Raw genomic sequence first — 17448 nt, 5'->3', positions numbered from 1 at the left:
GATCGAATATAATCGGAGGCGCTGATGACTGGGGCGTTACCTACGGCTGCGTCCCTGTACGAGCGCGTCAGGCGGGTGATCCCGCCAGTCGAATGGCCGGCCTTCACCAACGACATTGAGGCCATCCTCGCGCTGAAACGCGATCGCAATGCGGTCATCCTTGCGCACAACTACCAAACGCCGGAGATCTTCCATTGCGTAGCCGACATTGTCGGCGACAGCCTCGCACTGGCCCGCAAGGCGGCTACGGTCGAGGCGCAAATCATCGTGGTTGCCGGCGTGCATTTCATGGCCGAGACCGCCAAGCTGCTCAATCCGAACAAGACCGTCCTCATCCCGGATCTCAGCGCCGGTTGCTCGCTGGCCGACTCGATCACGGCAGAAGACGTGCGGCTCATGCGGCAGCGCTATCCGGGGGTCCCGGTCGTCACCTACGTCAACACTTCGGCGGCCGTAAAAGCGGAGTCGGACATCTGCTGCACCTCGGGCAACGCCAGGGCGGTGGTGGAATCGCTCGGCGTGCCGCGTGTGATTATGGTGCCCGATGAATATCTGGCGATAAACGTGGCGGCGGAGACGGAGGTCGAGATCATCGCCTGGAAGGGCCACTGCGAAGTGCATGAGCGCTTCACATCGGCCGACATCCGGGAACTGCGCGATGCGCATCCAGGGGTCATCGTGCTCGCCCATCCGGAATGCCCGCCAGAGATTGTAGCAGAGGCGGAATTCTCCGGCTCGACTGCGGCCATGTTGGATTATGTCGAGCGGGAGAAACCGCCGCGCGTAGTCCTGCTAACGGAATGTTCGATGAGCGACAATGTCGCGGTCGCGCATCCCGACGTCGAGTTCGTCCGCCCCTGCAATCTCTGTCCGCACATGAAGCGCATCACGCTGGCTAACATTCGCGTCGCACTCGAGGAGAACCGGCATGAGGTTCGGATCGATCCCGGGATTGCAGGGCGCGCGCGCCGCTCGGTCGAGCGTATGCTTTCCATATGAGCCTCGATGTTCATGACATCGGCGGGGCGCCGGTCATCATCGGCGCCGGTGTGGCAGGCCTGATGACGGCGCTTCATCTGGCGCCGGAACCGGTTGTGCTTCTGTCCAATGCGGGGCTGGGAACCGGAGCCTGCAGCGAGCTCGCCCAAGGCGGTCTTGCGGCAAGTGTCGGCGGCGAGGACAGTCCCGAACTTCATCTTTGTGACACCCTCGCGGCCGGCGACGGCCTCTGCGACGTGACAACGGTGCGGCGAACGGTCCGAGCTGCACCTGAAGCGATCAGGACTCTAGAGCGCTTCGGTGTCGCATTCGACCGACGCGCTGACGGCGCGTTGCGGCTCGGGCTTGAGGCGGCGCACTCGCAGCGGCGGATCGTGCATGCGGCGGGCGATGCCACCGGTCGCGAGCTGGTCCGCGCGCTGATCGCCGCGGCACGGCGCACAGCCTCCATCACTATCCTGGAAAACGTGGAGGCCCGCCGGCTTGTCGTGGAAGACGGGGCGATTATCGCCGTGGTCGCGGCCGGGTGCACGGGCGCAATCGCCTTGCCAACGCGCCGCGCGGTCCTGGCGACCGGCGGCATCGGCGGCTTGTTTAGCGATACGACAAACCCGCCTGGCTCATGTGGACAGGGGCTCGCGCTCGCCGCCTGTGCCGGGGCGGAGTTCGCCGACCTGGAATTCGTGCAGTTCCACCCGACCGCCCTCGAGGGTCCGCGGCGGCCGATGCCGCTGGTGAGCGAAGCGGTGCGCGGCGAGGGTGCTGTGCTCGTCGACGAGCAAGGAGAGCGTTTCCTCGCTGAAACCCCCGGGGGCGAGCTTGCGCCTCGCGACGTGGTTGCGCGCGCGGTTTGGCACCAGCTCGCTGCCGGACGCCGTGTGTTCCTGGACGCAAGGCAATGTCTCGGCCTCAGATTTGACAAGCGCTTTCCGGCGATCGCCGATTTGTGCCGCCAGGCCGGCATCGATCCCGCGACCGACCCGATCCCGGTGCGCCCGGCGGCACATTATCACATGGGCGGCGTTGCTGTAGACGCTGCCGGCCGCAGCTCCATCGAGGGATTGTGGGCATGTGGCGAGGTCGCATGCACCGGTCTGCACGGCGCGAACCGACTCGCCAGCAACTCGCTTATCGAAGCGGCGGTCACATCGAGCTGGGTTGCTGAAAGCGTCGCCGACGTATCACACACCCGGCGACCACGCGTGTGTTCCGCTTTCGTGCCTCGACGGCCAGACGCCTCCGGCATCCGCCCAATCGTCTCCGCCGCGCTCGGCATCATCCGCGATGGCGAGACGCTACGCGACGGGGTGGCGACCCTGTTACCGATTGCAGCTCACGACGGCGCTGCCTCCGACCCCGCCTTGGTCGCGCTGATGATCGCCATTGCGGCCCTGCGGCGGGAAGAGAGCCGCGGATCGCACTGTCGTTCCGATTTCCCCGGACGCGATGCAGATGCGCGCCAGTCACGGCTGACACTGCCCAGCGCAATACAGGCCGCCGTCGCACTCAGCTGGCGGGCGCCGATGCGGAGCACCCTGACATGAATTCGTTCTCACCCCTTCCCTCAACCCTCATCGAGCCGATCGTGCGCGGTGCTCTTCTCGAAGACTTGGGCAGATGCGGTGATCTGACCAGCGACGCCGTGATCCCGCGTGATCGCACGGCCACCTTGGTGCTCAAGTCGCGACAGTCGGGGATCGTTGCCGGGCTCGATCTGGCCGCCTTCGCCTTCATGCTCGTCGAACCTGCGATCGACATGCAAATCTGGCGAGGTGACGGCAGCGATGTCGCGGCGGGCGAGACTATCGCCAAGCTGTGCGGACCGGCGCGAGGCCTGCTCACGGCCGAGCGCACGGCGCTCAATTTTCTGTGCCGCCTGAGCGGCATTGCCACTGCCACGGCGACGATGGTCGAGGCCGTGCGTGGCCACAAGGCGAAAATCGTGTGCACGCGAAAAACGACGCCCGGCCTGCGCGCGTTGGAGAAATATGCGGTACGCGTCGGCGGCGGCGCCAATCACCGCTTCGGGCTCGACGACGCCGTGCTGATCAAGGACAACCACATCGCGATCGCCGGCGACATTCGCACGGCAATAGAGCGGGCACGCGCCGCCGCAGGCCACATGGTGAAGATCGAGGTCGAGGTCGACACGCTGGAGCAGCTCGATGCAGCGCTCACGCTGGGAGTCGACGCAGTGCTGCTCGACAACATGTCGGTTGAGGATCTTGCCCGCGCCGTGGCAATCGTCGGTGGCCGCGCCGTCACCGAGGCTTCCGGTCGGGTGACACCGAAAATGGCTCCGGCGATTGCCGCGACGGGGGTCGACCTCATCTCAGTCGGATGGCTGACACACAGCGCGCCCATCCTCGACATCGGCCTCGATATGCCGGCACATCGGCGCGCGCTTGAACTGATGGAGATGGAATGAGAAGCATTCCCACCTCCGCTGGAGCGCGCCGACGCAGGAACTGCTCCATGCGAGCCTGCATTTTTGTGCGGCGCACCGTCCAACTGGTTCAGGCTCATCGGGCTGATCGACGATCATAGCGAACCCGAGGAGGGTCGACAGACTCCTGCACGCGCTGTCGGAACCAGCAACAAAGCTTTTGATGATGACGATTGGAACGGACTCGGAGTGCGACGTGAAGCAAGCCATGCAATCGATCGAGGGGGCACTATCCCGATGGAACCGCAAAGAGGCCGAGGCTATCCACGGGATGCCGTTCAATGACCTGCTCTTCCTGGCGCAGACAATCCACCGCCAGAACTTCGATCGCAACCGGGTGCAGCTGTCGCGGCTGCTCAGCATCAAGACCGGCGGATGCCCGGAGGATTGCGGCTATTGCAGCCAGTCTACACATTACGAAACCGGCCTGAAGGCGTCCAAGCTGATGGAGGTGGAGCGTGTCATTGCCGAAGCGATCAAGGCGCGGGACGCCGGCGCCACCCGCTATTGCATGGGCGCCGCATGGCGCAGTCCGAAGGAACGCGACATGGGCTCCGTGGTCGCCATGATCGAGGGCGTGAAGGCGCTCGGCATGGAGACCTGCATGACGCTCGGAATGCTGGACCTCAGTCAGGCGCAGCGCCTGAAGGCGGCCGGTCTCGACTACTACAACCACAACATCGACACGTCCGAGCGCTATTACGGCGAGGTTGTTTCAACCAGGACCTTTGCCGACCGGCTGGAAACACTTGGGCACGTGCGCGAGGTCGGCATGAAGGTCTGCTGCGGCGGCATTGTCGGGATGGGAGAGGAAAAGGCCGATCGCATCGACATGCTGGTCACACTCGCGAACCTGCCCGAACCGCCGGACAGCGTGCCGATCAACATGCTCATCCCCATCGAAGGCACGCCGCTTGCCGAGGCCGAGCCCATCGATCCGATCGATTTCGTCCGCACCATTGCGCTCGCCCGCATCATGTTGCCGAAGTCCTATGTAAGGCTCTCCGCCGGCAGGACGGCGATGAGCGACGAAACGCAGGCGCTGTGCTTCTTTGCCGGCGCCAATTCGATCTTTGTCGGCGACATGCTGCTGACGGCGGACAATCCCGGCGAGGACAAGGATAATCGTCTATTTAGACGTCTCGGCATTGAGCCGATGCCACGCGAGGCAAGATGAACGAGCCGCCGCTTGCCCGCTATGAAGCAACCCTGCAGGGTCTGGCACGCAAGGGCCGGCTGCGGACACTGGCGCCGCGCGCCGGGCTCGACTTCTCGTCCAACGATTATCTCGGGCTTGCTGCGTCGAAGAGACTTGGCGATGCAGTCGCGGCGGCGATCGAGGGGGGCACCCCGGTCGGCGCTACCGGATCGCGGCTCCTGCGCGGCAACGCGCCGGAGCATGAGGCATTGGAGGCAGATGCGGCGGCGTTCTTCGGGGCCGAACGGGCGCTGTTCTTCGGCAGCGGCTACATCGCCAACTTCGCCCTGCTGAGCGCCCTGCCGCAGAAGGGCGACCTGCTGATCCTCGACGAACTCGCGCATGCCAGCATGCATGAAGGGGCGCGGGCTGGACGCGCCGAGTTCAGGCCGGCCACGCACAACGACATAGATGCTTTTGAGGACGCGATCAGGCGCTGGCGCGCCGAAGGTGGCATGGGGCATATCTGGATCGCAGTCGAAGGCCTGTACAGCATGGATGGCGACTGCGCGCCGATGGAGAGCCTGGTCGCGCTTGCCGATCGGTACGAGGCGTTCATAGTGGTCGACGAGGCGCATGCCACCGGCGTCTGGGGACCGGACGGCCGGGGGCTGGCCGCCGCTTTCGAGGGCCGCGACAACATTGTCGCGCTCCACACATGCGGCAAGGCGCTCGGCGCATCCGGCGCGCTCGTCACTGGGCCGGGAGTGCTGTGCGACTATATTGTCAACCGCTGCCGGCCCTTTATCTACGCCACCGCGCCATCGCCGCTAATGGCAGTGGCGGCGCGCGAAGCGCTCGCAATCGTGGTCGACGAGCCGATGCGCCGCGTTCAGCTGCATGAGTACGTTGCCTTCGCGGGCCGCCAACTGGCCGAGCGCTGTGGCGTGGCGCGCAGCGGCTCGCAGATCCAGCCACTTGTCATTGGCGACGTCAGCCGCACCATGGTGATGGCGGCGGCACTGCAGGCCCGCGGCTTCGACATACGCGGCATTCGCCCGCCGACCGTGCCGGAGGGCACGTCGCGGCTGCGCATTTCGCTGACGCTGAATGTCGGCAAGGCTGACATTTCGGCCATGGTCGAGACGCTCGTCGAGGTGTTGGGCACGGCATGACCACGCGTATCGTCGTCACCGGAACAGACACCGGAATAGGGAAGACCGTGTTTTCGGCTGGGCTGGCCGGGCTGCTCGACGGCTTTTACTGGAAGCCGGTGCAATCGGGTCTCGATGAGGAGACCGACAGTGAGGCGGTTGAACGGCTCGCCGGCCTGCCGTCAGGGCGCGTGCTGCCGGAAGCTCACCGCTTGAAGAGCCCGCTGTCGCCGCATCGTTCAGCCGAAATTGACGGCGTCTCGATTGAGGCTGCCGATCTTGCATATCCGGTCCTGCCGACACCGCTCGTCATCGAAGGCGCTGGCGGACTGATGGTGCCGATCAACCGACAGACAAGATTTATTGACATCTTCGCTGAATGGCGGCTGCCGGTCATTCTGTGCGCCCGCACCGAGCTCGGCACGATCAACCACACTCTGCTGTCGATCGAAGCCCTGCGGGCTCGCTCCATCCCGCTGATCGGCATCGCCTTCATCGGCGAAGAGGTAGCCGATACGCAAAGGACAATCACCGAATTCGGCGCGGTGCATCAGCTCGGCAGGCTGCCACACCTCGTTCCGTTGACGCGCGAAACTCTGCGGAAGGCGATGTTTGCCGGCTTCGACCTCGCCAAGATTGCAGGAGGCGAATGATGTCGCGGTCGCCGGTCTGGCATCCATTCACCCAGCACGCGATCGAGCCGGGTATACCGTCCGTTGTCCGCACGGAAGGGGCTTGGCTAAAGACGAATGACGGAAGGCATATCCTCGATGCAATCTCCTCCTGGTGGGTGGTCACCCACGGGCACCGCCATCCACGGATCATGGAAGCAATCCGAAATGCGACTGAGATGCTTGACCAGGTGATCTTCGCCGGTCTCACCCATCAGCCGGCAGAGCAATTGGCCTCGGCGCTGATCGAAATAGTGCCGGCAGGCCTCGACTGGGTCTTCTATTCCGACAGTGGATCCACGTCGGTCGAAGTCGCGCTGAAGATGGCGCTCGGCTATTACCGCAACATCGGCGCGCCGCGTTCGCGCATCGTCGTCATGGAACACAGCTATCATGGCGACACGATCGGCACGATGAGCGTCGGAGCCCGCGGCGTGTTCAACGCCGCCTACGAACCCCTGCTGTTCGAGGTCGATACCATTCCGTTTCCGGCCGCAGGGCGCGAGCAGGAAACGCTGGATAGATTCGAGGCTTTCTCTCGCGACCGCCGCGCCGCCGCGCTGATCGTCGAGCCGCTGGTGCTCGGCGCCGGCGGCATGTTGATGTATCCGGCCTGGGTTCTGACCGAATTGAAGAAGATCACTGAGGCCTCCGGCACGCTCCTGATCGCCGACGAAGTGATGACCGGTTGGGGACGCACCGGAACCATGTTCGCCTGCGAGCAGGCGTCCATCTCTCCGGACATCTTGTGCACCTCGAAGGGCCTGACCGGCGGCGCCATTCCGCTGGCCGCCACGCTTGCCACCGATGCCGTCTTCCAGGCCCACTATTCCGAGGACCGGAAGAAGACGTTTTTCCACTCGAGCTCCTACACCGCCAATCCGATCGCCTGCGCGGCCGCATTTGCCAATGTCGAGGTCTGGCGGAACGAGCCTGTCGCCGAGCGGATTGCGGCCTTGAGCGCCGGGCAGGCCGTCGGGCTTCGACGCTTTCGCAACAATGCCAACTTCACAGATTGCCGGGCGACCGGCACGATCGCAGCTCTCGATCTGCGCGCCGGCTCGGCCGGCTATCTGGCCGAGATCGGACCAAAGCTGCGCGCTTTCTTCCTCGAGCGCGGCCTGCTGGTGCGCCCGCTCGGCAATGTGCTCTATCTCCTTCCGCCCTATTGCATCACCGGCGAGGACCTCGACCGGCTCTATGACGCCATCGAGGAGGCCGGCGAACGCTTCGGTTCGCGGTCATGAACCGGTCGTCGCGCATACTCGGCTTCGGTCATCATGCGCCGGCGCGCAAGGTTGAGAACCCGGAGATCGAAAGCCGCCTCGGGCTCGAACCCGGCTGGATCGAGCGACGCACGGGAATCCGTTCGCGCTTCTGGGCAACGGGCGAAGACACGCTGTCGGGCCTTGCCGCGCACGCGGGCGACATGGCACTGGCGAATTCCGGCCTCGACCGTGGCGACATCGGCCTGCTGTTACTCGCCACCTCGACGCCCGATCACCTTCTGCCGCCCAGCGCGCCGCTGGTAGCACATCGCCTGGGCTTAGGCCGCGCCGGTGCGGTTGACCTCACAGGCGCCTGCGCCGGCTTCATCTATGCCCTGATGTTTGCGGACGGATTCACCCGCCTCCATGGCAAAGCGAGCCTGGTCATTGCCGCCAACATCCTCAGCCGCCGCATCAATCCGGCCGAGCGCGCTAGCGCTGTGCTGTTTGCCGATGCCGCCGGCGCCGTGGTGGTTGGTCCGTGCGAAGAGCCGGATCGAGGCATCCTCGGCGCCGCGCTGGCGTCGGACGGCTCGCGCTACGGACTGATCCAGATTCCCGCCGGAGGAAGCAACACACCGTTCCACGGCGGCATGGACCTCGGGCAGACCCGCATGACGATCGCCAACGGCCGCGAAGTGTTCGCCAAGGCCGTGGAGATGATGTCTCGCTGCTCGCAGGACGCGCTCTCTGCTGCCCGAATGCGGTCGCAAGACATCGATCGGTTCGTGCCACACCAGGCCAATGTCCGCATTTTCGATGTGGTCGGGAGGAACCTCGGAATAGCGGATCAAGCAATCGTCAAGACGATCGCCGAGTACGGCAACTCTTCCGCCGCGACCATCCCGCTCTCGCTCTCGCTTTCGCATCGGGCGCAGCCGTTTCGGCAGGGCGAAAAGATTCTCCTTGCGGCGGCGGGTGCCGGTCTCACCGGAGGCGCCCTCATCATCGGAATTTAGCGGTACGACGGCCATGCACAGGATTTGTCTCGAATGACACTAGCAAAACGGGCCCAATGCGAAAAAATGATCGCCGGCAAGCTGCATGGGTGCTGGTTCGGTGACGCGAGAGCGAAAACCCTGCAGACGATTTTCTCGAGCAGGACGATCGGCAAGGCTACTTTGCCGGCGAGGAGTGGTTGGCGCCAGTCTAGAGAGCGGAGGTATCCAACTCCTCATTGCGATGAAGTCATCCTCGATATGTCGGCCCTTATTGGTCAACATCGTAACGGCAGTAGTGGCAGCCGTGAATTGAATAACCGGCCCCTCGAAGGCATCAACCGTCATGCAGTCCGAAAAAAACGCTCATCTGCCTGTCTCAACAACGCTGGCTCCATTTCGGAACCCGGTGTTTCGCTCGATCTGGACGGCCACACAAATATCCAGCCTCGGGTGGCTCGTGCAAACGGTCGCCATCAGTTGGCTGATGGCCACGATTTCCGCTTCGGATCTGATGGTTGCACTCGTGCAGGCCGCATCCACGTTGCCGGTATTCTTCCTCTCAATTCTTGCCGGAGCCATCGCCGACAACTTCAGCCGCCGATGGGTGATGTTTGCGGGGCACTGCCTGATAGCATTGGCATCAACGACGCTGATGATTTCTGTCGGTCTGGGATTTGCCGGTCCCTGGCTAATTCTCGGACTAGGTTTCCTGGCCGGCTGCGGCTTTGCCTTGAATGATCCGGCCTGGCACGCTTCTGTTGGTGATATCCTTCACAAGCGCGACATCCCGGCTGCGGTGACGCTTATGTCCGTCGGATACAACATTGTGCGCAGCGTTGGTCCGGCTTTGGGTGGCGTAATCTTGGCATTCTTTGGACCGCTGGCCGCTTTCGCCTTGGCAGCTCTGAGTGATCTGGCGCCTCTAAGCGCAATATGGCGCACTAGATGGAATGTTCGCACTTCACCTCTCCCTCGTGAGCGAATGACGATGGCAATTCATGACGGAGTGCGCTTCACGGTATTGTCCTTGGAGATCAGGGCAGCGATTGCCCGTGCAACCTTTTTCGGGCTGGCAAGCATCTCCATCCTTGCGCTACTCCCACTAGTCGTCCGGGATCAGCTGAAAAGCGGCCCAATCGTCTACGGCATCTTGCTGGCCGGCTTCGGCATGGGTGCTTTCGTCGCGGGCATGAGCAATAGCTTTCTAAGGCGGATCACGTCTCAAAACAGGCTGGTATCGTTCGCCTCTGTTGCTTGTGCAGCATGTTGCCTTTCCCTTGCACTCACATCATCGGTCGCCGTGGCGGCCATTTCGCTGGCAGTTGGAGGCGCGGGCTGGCTTATCACCTGGACGGGCATCGACGTGTCGGTGCAGCTGGCAAGCCCAAGGTGGGTCGTCGGCCGCACACTGTCGATATACTACGCCCTGAGCGCAGGGGGTATGGCGGCCGGCAGCTGGATCTGGGGTACTGTCGCACAGGACTACTCCTTAGCCTGGGCTCTTGAGGGCGCCGCAGGCGCTCTGTTGCTGGTTGCAGCTGCGGGGATACTGTTGCCGGTCCGTCCATGGGAAGAAACGGATCAGGAAAGTTCGGATTTTCACCCCCCGGAGCTGGCACTCGAGTTGAAGCCCAGGAGTGGCCCCATAGTCGTGAAGGTCGAGTATCTTATAGCCGAAGAGAATATCGAGACCTTTCTGGGCTACATGCGCGCAAGGCGCCATGTTCAGAGCCGTGCCGGTGCGCGAAACTGGACACTCCAGCGAAATCTTCAAACGCCTTCGATTTGGACAGAGACATTCCGCACGCCAACCTGGATGGACTTTCTTCGCCTGAATCATCGGCTCACGGCAGCGGACAAGGACGTCGGCCAGCGTCTCCTGGCACTGCATGATGGAGAGCGTCCTCCGCACACAGTGCTTTCGATCGAACGAACGACTGAGGCAGCTCGTACCCGTGCCTCGACAATCTTTTCTCGTCCTCCGAGGTGACGTGATCACGAAAGCGATCGCATCGCGCATTGGGATCTGCCGCGCCGGTCGACTGAAGCAGCGCGAAGGCCGCATCGCCAGTACGCGGAGCCTATGCGTCCGGCGCTCTCTCGCGAATACCTATGCCGCCGCGGGGCTCGAGGCCGGGGGCAGGAACGGTCCGTTCCGGGCCATCTTCGATGCGGCGCGCGACGGCAAGACGGAGGGCATGGGTTTCGAGCGCTGGTGGTCGCGCCTGCGCACAAGCCGATCAGCAGCACGTTCGACGTGCGCTTCAGCAGCGCTGTGCGGCTCAGAGACTGGCAGAGCCGGATTTGACGCGCTACCGGCTGGCGCTGGGCCAGCCAGAACCAGGCCTGTTCGAGGACGGCGGTGGCGCTCGACCTTTCGGCGCCGAACATGGAATCAGGGCGGGGGGAAGCCGCCTTGACGCCCTTGCAGGACGCCATCTCAACCGCGAACGACAAGCTTTCAGGGATCATTGCTGCGCCCTTTGGGCGGCTTGCCGTTCCCGATGTTCGAACGCGTCGGTGAAGCTATCGAGTTCTTGGGGGGTCATCCCAAGCGCCCGCCCCTCCTCACGCCATGAGGCAACCGCCTTTTCGACGTCTGCGAGTATCGTCTTCGCTCGATCGCTCCTGATCCGGAAATAAGCGATTACTGACATCAGTGCGTCCACAGTCGCTTCGGGCCCAGTTTCCTCGGATATCCAGGTTTTCAACTCTCGCACACGCTCAGGGAATGGGTTGATGTCGAATGCAGGCGCCAGGCGCCATTGCCCGCGATGCACATGGAGAAAGCCGTGATTGTGGAGGTGGTCATCGACATTGGTGATAAGGATCGAGAACGCGATGCGCCGCCAAAGCTCTTCGATGTTGGCCGCTGGCTGGCTGCCGTGCTGGCGAAGCACATCCACGAGTTCAGTATAGCTATGCTCGCCAGCATCCGCTGCCTCTGCGCCGATCATCGTGGCGGCCGAGATATACATGAGTCGATTGCCATTCGGGGTTCTATCGAAGCGACGGATGAGCGCGACAGGAGCGCCGTCGCTGTCGAGCAGACGTGTCTCAGCAGCATCTACGCCGGCTTTTCTGGCCAAATTCATGGCGAGCACTTCGCCTTTTGTGACAGCCCGATCATCGGCAACGCTCGGAAACTTACCGATAGCGAGGCGTCCGTCGTCGTCGACGACAGAACACTTCGGACGAAGGCCCCCAAGGGACGTGCCACGTCCACGCAAATAGGCGAGGTCCGTTGCCGTCTCGGTGTTCGTCTCGACCGCCTGCGTCGCTGCGAGGAGTTGACCGATTTCAATGAGCGGCGGCGTGGTGCGTCGACCCTCCTCGGTCGTTCTTTTGTAACGCCCTTCTTCGTCCTGCAACCGGAGCGCACCAACGCGGCTCATGTCGTCCACTGCCAAGAGGTAATCCATCGCGTTCAGAGGCCGCGTTTCGGCGACATTTCCCGCCCGGCGCGCCTCTTGGCGACGCTTGGCGTGGTCGCGCTGGATGACACGCCGGCCCCATCCGTCCGGCTCCGTGTCGGCGATCGCGTTGTGGAACACGGACCCGTCGCCGGTCTTTCGATGGAATTGGGGGCCTGAGACGAGTGGCAGACCGGGTTCGATCGAGAAGCCTTCCGCTGCTCTCAGCCAACCTGCATGATATTCAAAGGCAGCGCTCTCGCGCGCACCCTGCTGATCATAGCGCAACGTGCCCAGTGGCGTCGCTTCCTCGCCAATGTGAACAGCAATAGAACGTCTCATATTGCACCCGGTGGCTTCCTGACCCTTACCCTTTTGGGCAAACGTTCGGCGTCGAGGAGCAGGCCTTGCTCATCGCGATGCGCGTCGACGATCTGCGTCAAAGCCTCATCAAAGCCCAGAACAAAAAAGGTCATGGCGTAGGCCCCCATAGCGACGGTCGGGTCTCCTTTTTCGATCTTCAGATAGGTGCTCTTTGCGACACCCAATCGTTCCGCCATCATCATGATCGTCAGGCTGCGCTTCTTACGGGCGAGCGCAATGTCGGCGCCGAGCTTGCCAAGCGCCCTCTTGACTCTGGGAGGCAATGCATCTGTCACTGTTGAGCGCATTTTTGTCTCATAAAAACGACCTTAACTGATTTTAGGGCGTTTATATAAGCCATAAACCGTGATCTGTCGAGAGTTGGCCTGTTTGACCGAATCGAACAAGGCGGTGGCGCTGAAACCCAACCACGCCAATCTCGTGAGCATGCATCCATGCGATCCGCAAAGGGCGCCAGGTGAGTCGCACAGGGATGTGAACGATTGCGCCGCTGCAAAACGGAACGGGCCATGCTTGGCACGATCCAGATGGCGGCGCTCCCGCCTGGCGTCCGAGCGGCGGCGCCGCATGCTGTCTCGACCCGAGCTTCACAGCAAACAGATGCTGTCGGTATCGAACGAAAGTGTCAGATATCGGACATACGAACCGTGTCCCAAACCTCTGCTTAGTGCTCAGCCTGACCCCCAAAAAGCAAAAAAGAAGGGGAGCGCGACGAAGTTGCGCCGGCCAATTTAAGTGTCAGCGCGGAGCTACCTCTTCAGGATGGCACGTCGCTTGCTGCTCCGCATCGAACGCCGACGGCCAACCCACACAACGGAGATGGATATTGGTTCAGAAGTGCTGAATCCCTGATGTAACTGAAAGAGTTTGACTGACAGTTGTGTGGAAGCGCAGCAAGGCAATAGGCGTTTTGCCTTTTCTTTAAGCCTGACGCTGGTCGAATCTCACCTCCTTCGGACAGTTGATGACCAACCACAGTTGTTTTTCAATAAGTCATGCAGTTGAAGAAGTGAGATTAAGCAAAATTACAAGTATCACTCGGCTTACTCTTAAAGTACACCGGAACTCCTCTAGTCAACTAAGTATCGCGCATTCCTTAGGCACGAAGGAGGAGCGCGATGCACATGTTTTTTCTCCTCGGATAGGCCACGGGTTCGCTCTTTGACGCTTCCGACTTTAACCTTTGAATCGAGATCCAGAATGAACGTAAGCAGCCTTCTTCTCGGCTCAGTTGCGGCCCTGATCTCCGTTTCCGTCGCTCGCGCGGCGGACGAAGTCTCCGCGCCGGGCCCGACCGAATACGTCAAGGTCTGCGACGTCTACGGTTCGGGCTACTTCCATATCCCCGACACGGAGACCTGCGTGCGCATCGGCGGCTACATCCGTTACGACGTCGGCCTCGGGGATGTCCGATCGTATGACGGGACAAGAACCTCCGATGTGAGAACTGGCGAGGCTCAGGGCACCTGGCGAAACAACACGCGTTTCACGTTCAAAACTTGGACGCGCCAAGAGACCGAACTCGGCGCACTGAAGACCTATACTGAAACCCGCGTGAACTTCGGCAACCGCAACGCTCATCCGGGTCCGGACAGTCCTCACAACTATAGCTTCAACAGCGGCGTCAAGCTGACTTCCGCCTGGATCCAGCTTGGTGGCCTCCGAGTTGGTAAGGACGAGTCGGCCTTCGACACGTTTACAGGCTACGCCGGGAACGTCCTCAATAACATACTCGTTCCGTACAGCGACTTCGATACCAACGTGGCTCAGTATTACTTCGATGCCGATAATGGCTTTTCGGCTCTGGTTTCACTTGAACAAGGGTCGGGTGTAGTCGGTACTATCGACAGTCATGTTCCGCACGTCGTCTTCGGCGTGAAACAGACGCAGGGCTGGGGCGCGATCACTGGCGTAATCGCTCGTGACAGCGACTACGAAGCTTTGGCCGGCAAGGTCCGAGTCGATGTCAATGTCACAGATGACCTGTCGCTATTTGGAATGTTTGGCTACGGCTCCATTGGCAATCTCAGCGATGACCCAACTAACGCAGTCGCCGCTCACGGTCGCGGCTTCTACAAAATTTGGAGCGGCAATTGGGCTTTGTGGGCCGGCGCCACTTACACGTTCGACGAGAAAACTTCGTTCAACCTTCAGGTCTCGGGTGATCAGCTCAGGAACTCTGGTCTGGCTGCAAACGTCGCCTATATGGTCGTTCCAGGTTTCACAGTCACAGCCGAAGTCGACTATGCCCACTACGGCAACTTCGGCGTCGGCACGCTCGACCGTTCCGGCGTGAACTGGACTCACCTCGGCAAAAAGAACAGCCTCGGCGGCATACTCCGATTCCAAAGCTCATTTTAGCGGAATCGAAGCTGCATCTCGGGTGGGCTGTAAAGCGGACCCAATCCCGCAAACGCTTGAGGACATTGCAAGCAAGCGTGCCAGGCTGAAACCTCGCCCTCAGGCGGACGATGTTTTTCGCCGAGCCGAACCGTGCGCCGGCTTTCGGTCGAACCGCCTCAGGAGCCTCTCGGTGAAGATCCGGCGCTGGCCTTATGAATTCGCGCATCGAAACCGCCTGCGTGGAGCCGGATTTCGACAACCCGCGCCCCTGCGACGGCAGATCGGTCAACTGGCGCATTAGTGACTGTGGGAAGCGGCGGGCCGGCGGCCGCAACTCGGACAGCACGAGTCCATCGCCTTCGGCCCGGCCACAGCCACTGTCGGCCTGCGGGAGAAGTTGGACAATCGAAGGCTCGGGTGAAATCAGCGGGCGGAAGGCATGGAGCACAGGCAAATCACGGCGTCGACCGCGATTCCGACTCTTGGAACGTATTCGCACCAACAGTGAATACCGGAACCTGCACCAATGTGCGGAAGAATCCTGTTCGTCGAACTATGGGTGGCGCCACTAGCGAGCTTTGTCAGCTCGTTCAGCTATAGCATCAGGCCGTTGTTGATAGTTGCCGACACTAGCCGCCATGTCGCCAACCGCGCATGCAGTGCTGTTCATGGATCTCGCTGGATGGCACACAAGGGCAAATCGCGACGTGCCGGAGAACCCATGCCGTTTCCTGCCGTCGCGATGCCCCCGAACTAAAACCGGTGAAAAACCTCGGGCAAATACCTGCGCTCCAACTTGCTCTCAAACTGGCCTTCGAACCTACGAGCCCATCATCAACGCGGCGTGCGAGGCTTGGCAGAACTCATCCCAAGTCCAGAAAGCATCACGTCAATCGCAATGACGTGTGGGTGCAAGTCGTCGGTAATCATCCACGACCCCCGGTGTAAGCCATTTGGTATGGCATCCACAAACGGATGCTGCCAACTAGGCGATTGCTGCTTTCGGCCGGACCCGAATGCGCTTGACAAAACGGAGCCGGCCCGTTCAACCTGAGGCATTCACCAGGGGAGTCCCGGCAAGGGGCTGAGATACTGCTGGCTTTCGCGGCGCAGTGACCCGTTGAACCTGATCCAGTTCATACTGGCGTAGGGACGGTGCAAGCGCTTTGCGGGAGTTTACGCCCGAGGTCCTGTTTCGGCAGGTCAACAGAAGCGTCTTTTCATCCTTCCGGCACAGAACTGGGTCTCCAATGCATGAGCAAAGGAGCCTCAAGATGAATGCCCTCACCCCGGCGGTCTCGACGGGACCACTGCCCGCCTCGCGGAAAATCCACAACCCCGGCGTCCTCCACCCGCAAATCAGGGTGCCGATGCGCGAAATCTCCGTCCATCCGACTGCCGGCGAACCGCCTGTCACCGTTTACGATCCGTCCGGCCCCTATACGGACCCGACTGTCGAAACCAGCATCGAAAAAGGCCTCGCCAGGTTTCGCCATGAATGGGTTACGGCACGCGGCGACGTCGAATTTCACGATGGCCGCAGTGTCAGGCCGGAGGACAACGGCTTCGCGTCAGGTGAGCGCCTGACGCCGGAGTTTCCCGTGCGCCACCGGCCGCTAAAGGCAAAAACGGGCAAAGCGGTGACGCAGCTTGCCTATGCGCGCGCCGGGATCATCACCCCCGAAATGGAGTTCGTCGCCATTCGCGAGAATCTCGGCCGCGAGAGCTTACGCGGCGGGATACAGCGCGACGGCGAGTCTTTCGGCGCGGCGATCCCGGACTTCGTCACGCCGGAATTCGTGCGCGACGAGGTGGCGCGCGGGCGGGCTATCATTCCAGCCAACATCAACCATCCGGAGAGCGAGCCGATGATCATCGGCCGCAATTTCCTGGTCAAGATCAATGCCAATATCGGCAATTCAGCCGTCACCTCGTCGATGGCCGAAGAGGTCGAAAAAATGGTCTGGGCGATCCGCTGGGGGGCCGACACCGTCATGGACCTGTCGACCGGTCGCAACATCCACAACATCCGCGAATGGATCGTCCGCAATTCGCCGGTGCCGATCGGAACCGTGCCGCTCTACCAGGCGCTTGAGAAGGTCGGAGGGATCGCCGAGGACCTGACCTGGGAAATCTACCGCGATACGCTGATCGAACAGGCCGAACAGGGCGTCGACTATTTCACCATCCATGCCGGTGTGCGGCTGCACTACATCCCGCTGACGGTCGACCGGGTCACCGGCATCGTGTCGCGCGGCGGTTCCATCATGGCCAAGTGGTGCCTGCATCATCACCACGAAAGCTTCCTCTACGAGCATTTTGAGGAAATCTGCGACATCTGCCGCGCTTACGATGTGTCCTTCTCGCTCGGCGACGGCCTTCGTCCCGGCTCGATCGCCGACGCCAACGACGCAGCGCAGTTCGCCGAACTGGAAACACTCGGCGAGTTGACAAAGATCGCCTGGGCCAAGGATTGCCAGGTCATGATCGAGGGGCCGGGCCATGTTCCCATGCACAAGATCAAGGAGAACATGGATAGGCAGCTCGAAGTCTGCGGCGAGGCGCCCTTCTACACGCTTGGCCCGCTGACCACCGACATCGCACCCGGCTACGACCACATCACCTCAGGCATCGGCGCAGCGATGATCGGCTGGTACGGCACGGCGATGCTCTGCTATTTCACGCCCAAGG

General features: G+C 61.8%; 13 protein-coding genes and 1 riboswitch. Of the genes, 11 read left to right on the top strand and 2 right to left on the bottom strand.

Annotated features, from left to right (window positions below; translation table 11 throughout):
* Positions 1 to 24 precede the first annotated feature (24 nt).
* From nadA to BQ8482_RS19325, 9 genes are all read left to right on the top strand, one after another.
* On the top strand, positions 25 to 999 hold the full coding sequence (nadA, locus tag BQ8482_RS19365) for a quinolinate synthase NadA (RefSeq protein ID WP_077376319.1): 975 nt from the start codon (positions 25 to 27) through the stop codon (positions 997 to 999).
* Complete coding sequence (locus BQ8482_RS19360) at positions 996 to 2543, top strand: L-aspartate oxidase (protein ID WP_123149095.1); 1548 nt, start codon at positions 996 to 998, stop codon at positions 2541 to 2543. The genes nadA and BQ8482_RS19360 overlap by 4 nt, the downstream gene beginning before the upstream one ends.
* Entirely contained in the window at positions 2540 to 3427 is an 888-nt protein-coding gene (gene nadC, locus BQ8482_RS19355) for a carboxylating nicotinate-nucleotide diphosphorylase (RefSeq protein ID WP_123149094.1), read from the top strand. Before BQ8482_RS19360 ends, nadC begins: the two co-directional genes overlap by 4 nt.
* Positions 3428 to 3653: 226 nt before the next feature.
* Complete coding sequence (gene bioB / locus BQ8482_RS19350) at positions 3654 to 4622, top strand: biotin synthase BioB (protein ID WP_208867775.1); 969 nt, start codon at positions 3654 to 3656, stop codon at positions 4620 to 4622.
* Positions 4619 to 5758: an 8-amino-7-oxononanoate synthase gene (locus tag BQ8482_RS19345; protein WP_123149093.1), complete on the top strand. Its 1140-nt coding sequence runs from the start codon at positions 4619 to 4621 to the stop codon at positions 5756 to 5758. The genes bioB and BQ8482_RS19345 overlap by 4 nt, the downstream gene beginning before the upstream one ends.
* Entirely contained in the window at positions 5755 to 6390 is a 636-nt protein-coding gene (gene bioD / locus BQ8482_RS19340; RefSeq protein WP_123149092.1) for a dethiobiotin synthase, read from the top strand. The genes BQ8482_RS19345 and bioD overlap by 4 nt, the downstream gene beginning before the upstream one ends.
* On the top strand, positions 6390 to 7655 hold the full coding sequence (locus BQ8482_RS19335) for an adenosylmethionine--8-amino-7-oxononanoate transaminase (RefSeq protein ID WP_123149147.1): 1266 nt from the start codon (positions 6390 to 6392) through the stop codon (positions 7653 to 7655). Before bioD ends, BQ8482_RS19335 begins: the two co-directional genes overlap by 1 nt.
* Positions 7652 to 8635 carry a beta-ketoacyl-ACP synthase III gene (locus tag BQ8482_RS19330; RefSeq protein WP_123149091.1) on the top strand — a complete coding sequence of 328 codons (984 nt, stop codon included), beginning with the start codon at positions 7652 to 7654 and terminating at the stop codon, positions 8633 to 8635. Before BQ8482_RS19335 ends, BQ8482_RS19330 begins: the two co-directional genes overlap by 4 nt.
* Before the next feature lie 325 nt (positions 8636 to 8960).
* Complete coding sequence (locus tag BQ8482_RS19325) at positions 8961 to 10607, top strand: MFS transporter (protein WP_077376298.1); 1647 nt, start codon at positions 8961 to 8963, stop codon at positions 10605 to 10607.
* 478 nt (positions 10608 to 11085) lie between these two features.
* Here BQ8482_RS19325 and BQ8482_RS19320 read toward each other — a convergent pair whose 3' ends face one another.
* Both BQ8482_RS19320 and BQ8482_RS19315 read right to left on the bottom strand, forming a co-directional pair.
* Positions 11086 to 12372, bottom strand: coding sequence for a type II toxin-antitoxin system HipA family toxin (locus BQ8482_RS19320; RefSeq protein ID WP_123149090.1), 1287 nt, complete (start codon positions 12370 to 12372; stop codon positions 11086 to 11088).
* Positions 12369 to 12701, bottom strand: coding sequence for a helix-turn-helix domain-containing protein (locus BQ8482_RS19315; RefSeq protein WP_123149089.1), 333 nt, complete (start codon positions 12699 to 12701; stop codon positions 12369 to 12371). The genes BQ8482_RS19320 and BQ8482_RS19315 overlap by 4 nt, the downstream gene beginning before the upstream one ends.
* A gap of 913 nt (positions 12702 to 13614) precedes the next feature.
* Between BQ8482_RS19315 and BQ8482_RS19310 the strand changes: the two genes are divergently transcribed.
* Together BQ8482_RS19310 and thiC are read left to right on the top strand one after the other, a co-directional pair.
* Positions 13615 to 14775: a porin gene (locus BQ8482_RS19310; protein ID WP_123149088.1), complete on the top strand. Its 1161-nt coding sequence runs from the start codon at positions 13615 to 13617 to the stop codon at positions 14773 to 14775.
* A gap of 1036 nt (positions 14776 to 15811) precedes the next feature.
* Positions 15812 to 15928: riboswitch (TPP riboswitch) on the top strand.
* Between the two features lie 103 nt (positions 15929 to 16031).
* The coding region (gene thiC / locus BQ8482_RS19305; protein WP_123149145.1) for a phosphomethylpyrimidine synthase ThiC at positions 16032 to 17448 on the top strand (1417 nt) is incomplete at its 3' end.

It is taken from the genome of Mesorhizobium delmotii (genome assembly GCF_900149755.1).
In the GTDB taxonomy this organism is placed as follows: Bacteria; Pseudomonadota; Alphaproteobacteria; order Rhizobiales; family Rhizobiaceae; genus Mesorhizobium; species Mesorhizobium delmotii.
Note: the sequence above shows the minus strand (reverse complement) of the source record. Positions and strands in the feature narration are given on the sequence as shown.

What these genes read in the sequence shown, in the direction of transcription:
- BQ8482_RS19310 (WP_123149088.1), top strand. Translation starts at nt 13,615, where the DNA reads ATGAACGTAAGCAGCCTTCTTCTCGGCTCAGTTGCGGCCCTGATCTCC.
- BQ8482_RS19325 (WP_077376298.1), top strand. Translation starts at nt 8,961, where the DNA reads ATGCAGTCCGAAAAAAACGCTCATCTGCCTGTCTCAACAACGCTGGCT.
- BQ8482_RS19335 (WP_123149147.1), top strand. Translation starts at nt 6,390, where the DNA reads ATGTCGCGGTCGCCGGTCTGGCATCCATTCACCCAGCACGCGATCGAG.
- BQ8482_RS19330 (WP_123149091.1), top strand. Translation starts at nt 7,652, where the DNA reads ATGAACCGGTCGTCGCGCATACTCGGCTTCGGTCATCATGCGCCGGCG.
- nadC (WP_123149094.1), top strand. Translation starts at nt 2,540, where the DNA reads ATGAATTCGTTCTCACCCCTTCCCTCAACCCTCATCGAGCCGATCGTG.
- BQ8482_RS19345 (WP_123149093.1), top strand. Translation starts at nt 4,619, where the DNA reads ATGAACGAGCCGCCGCTTGCCCGCTATGAAGCAACCCTGCAGGGTCTG.
- BQ8482_RS19315 (WP_123149089.1), bottom strand. Translation starts at nt 12,701, where the DNA reads ATGCGCTCAACAGTGACAGATGCATTGCCTCCCAGAGTCAAGAGGGCG.
- nadA (WP_077376319.1), top strand. Translation starts at nt 25, where the DNA reads ATGACTGGGGCGTTACCTACGGCTGCGTCCCTGTACGAGCGCGTCAGG.
- BQ8482_RS19360 (WP_123149095.1), top strand. Translation starts at nt 996, where the DNA reads ATGAGCCTCGATGTTCATGACATCGGCGGGGCGCCGGTCATCATCGGC.
- bioD (WP_123149092.1), top strand. Translation starts at nt 5,755, where the DNA reads ATGACCACGCGTATCGTCGTCACCGGAACAGACACCGGAATAGGGAAG.
- bioB (WP_208867775.1), top strand. Translation starts at nt 3,654, where the DNA reads ATGCAATCGATCGAGGGGGCACTATCCCGATGGAACCGCAAAGAGGCC.
- BQ8482_RS19320 (WP_123149090.1), bottom strand. Translation starts at nt 12,372, where the DNA reads ATGAGACGTTCTATTGCTGTTCACATTGGCGAGGAAGCGACGCCACTG.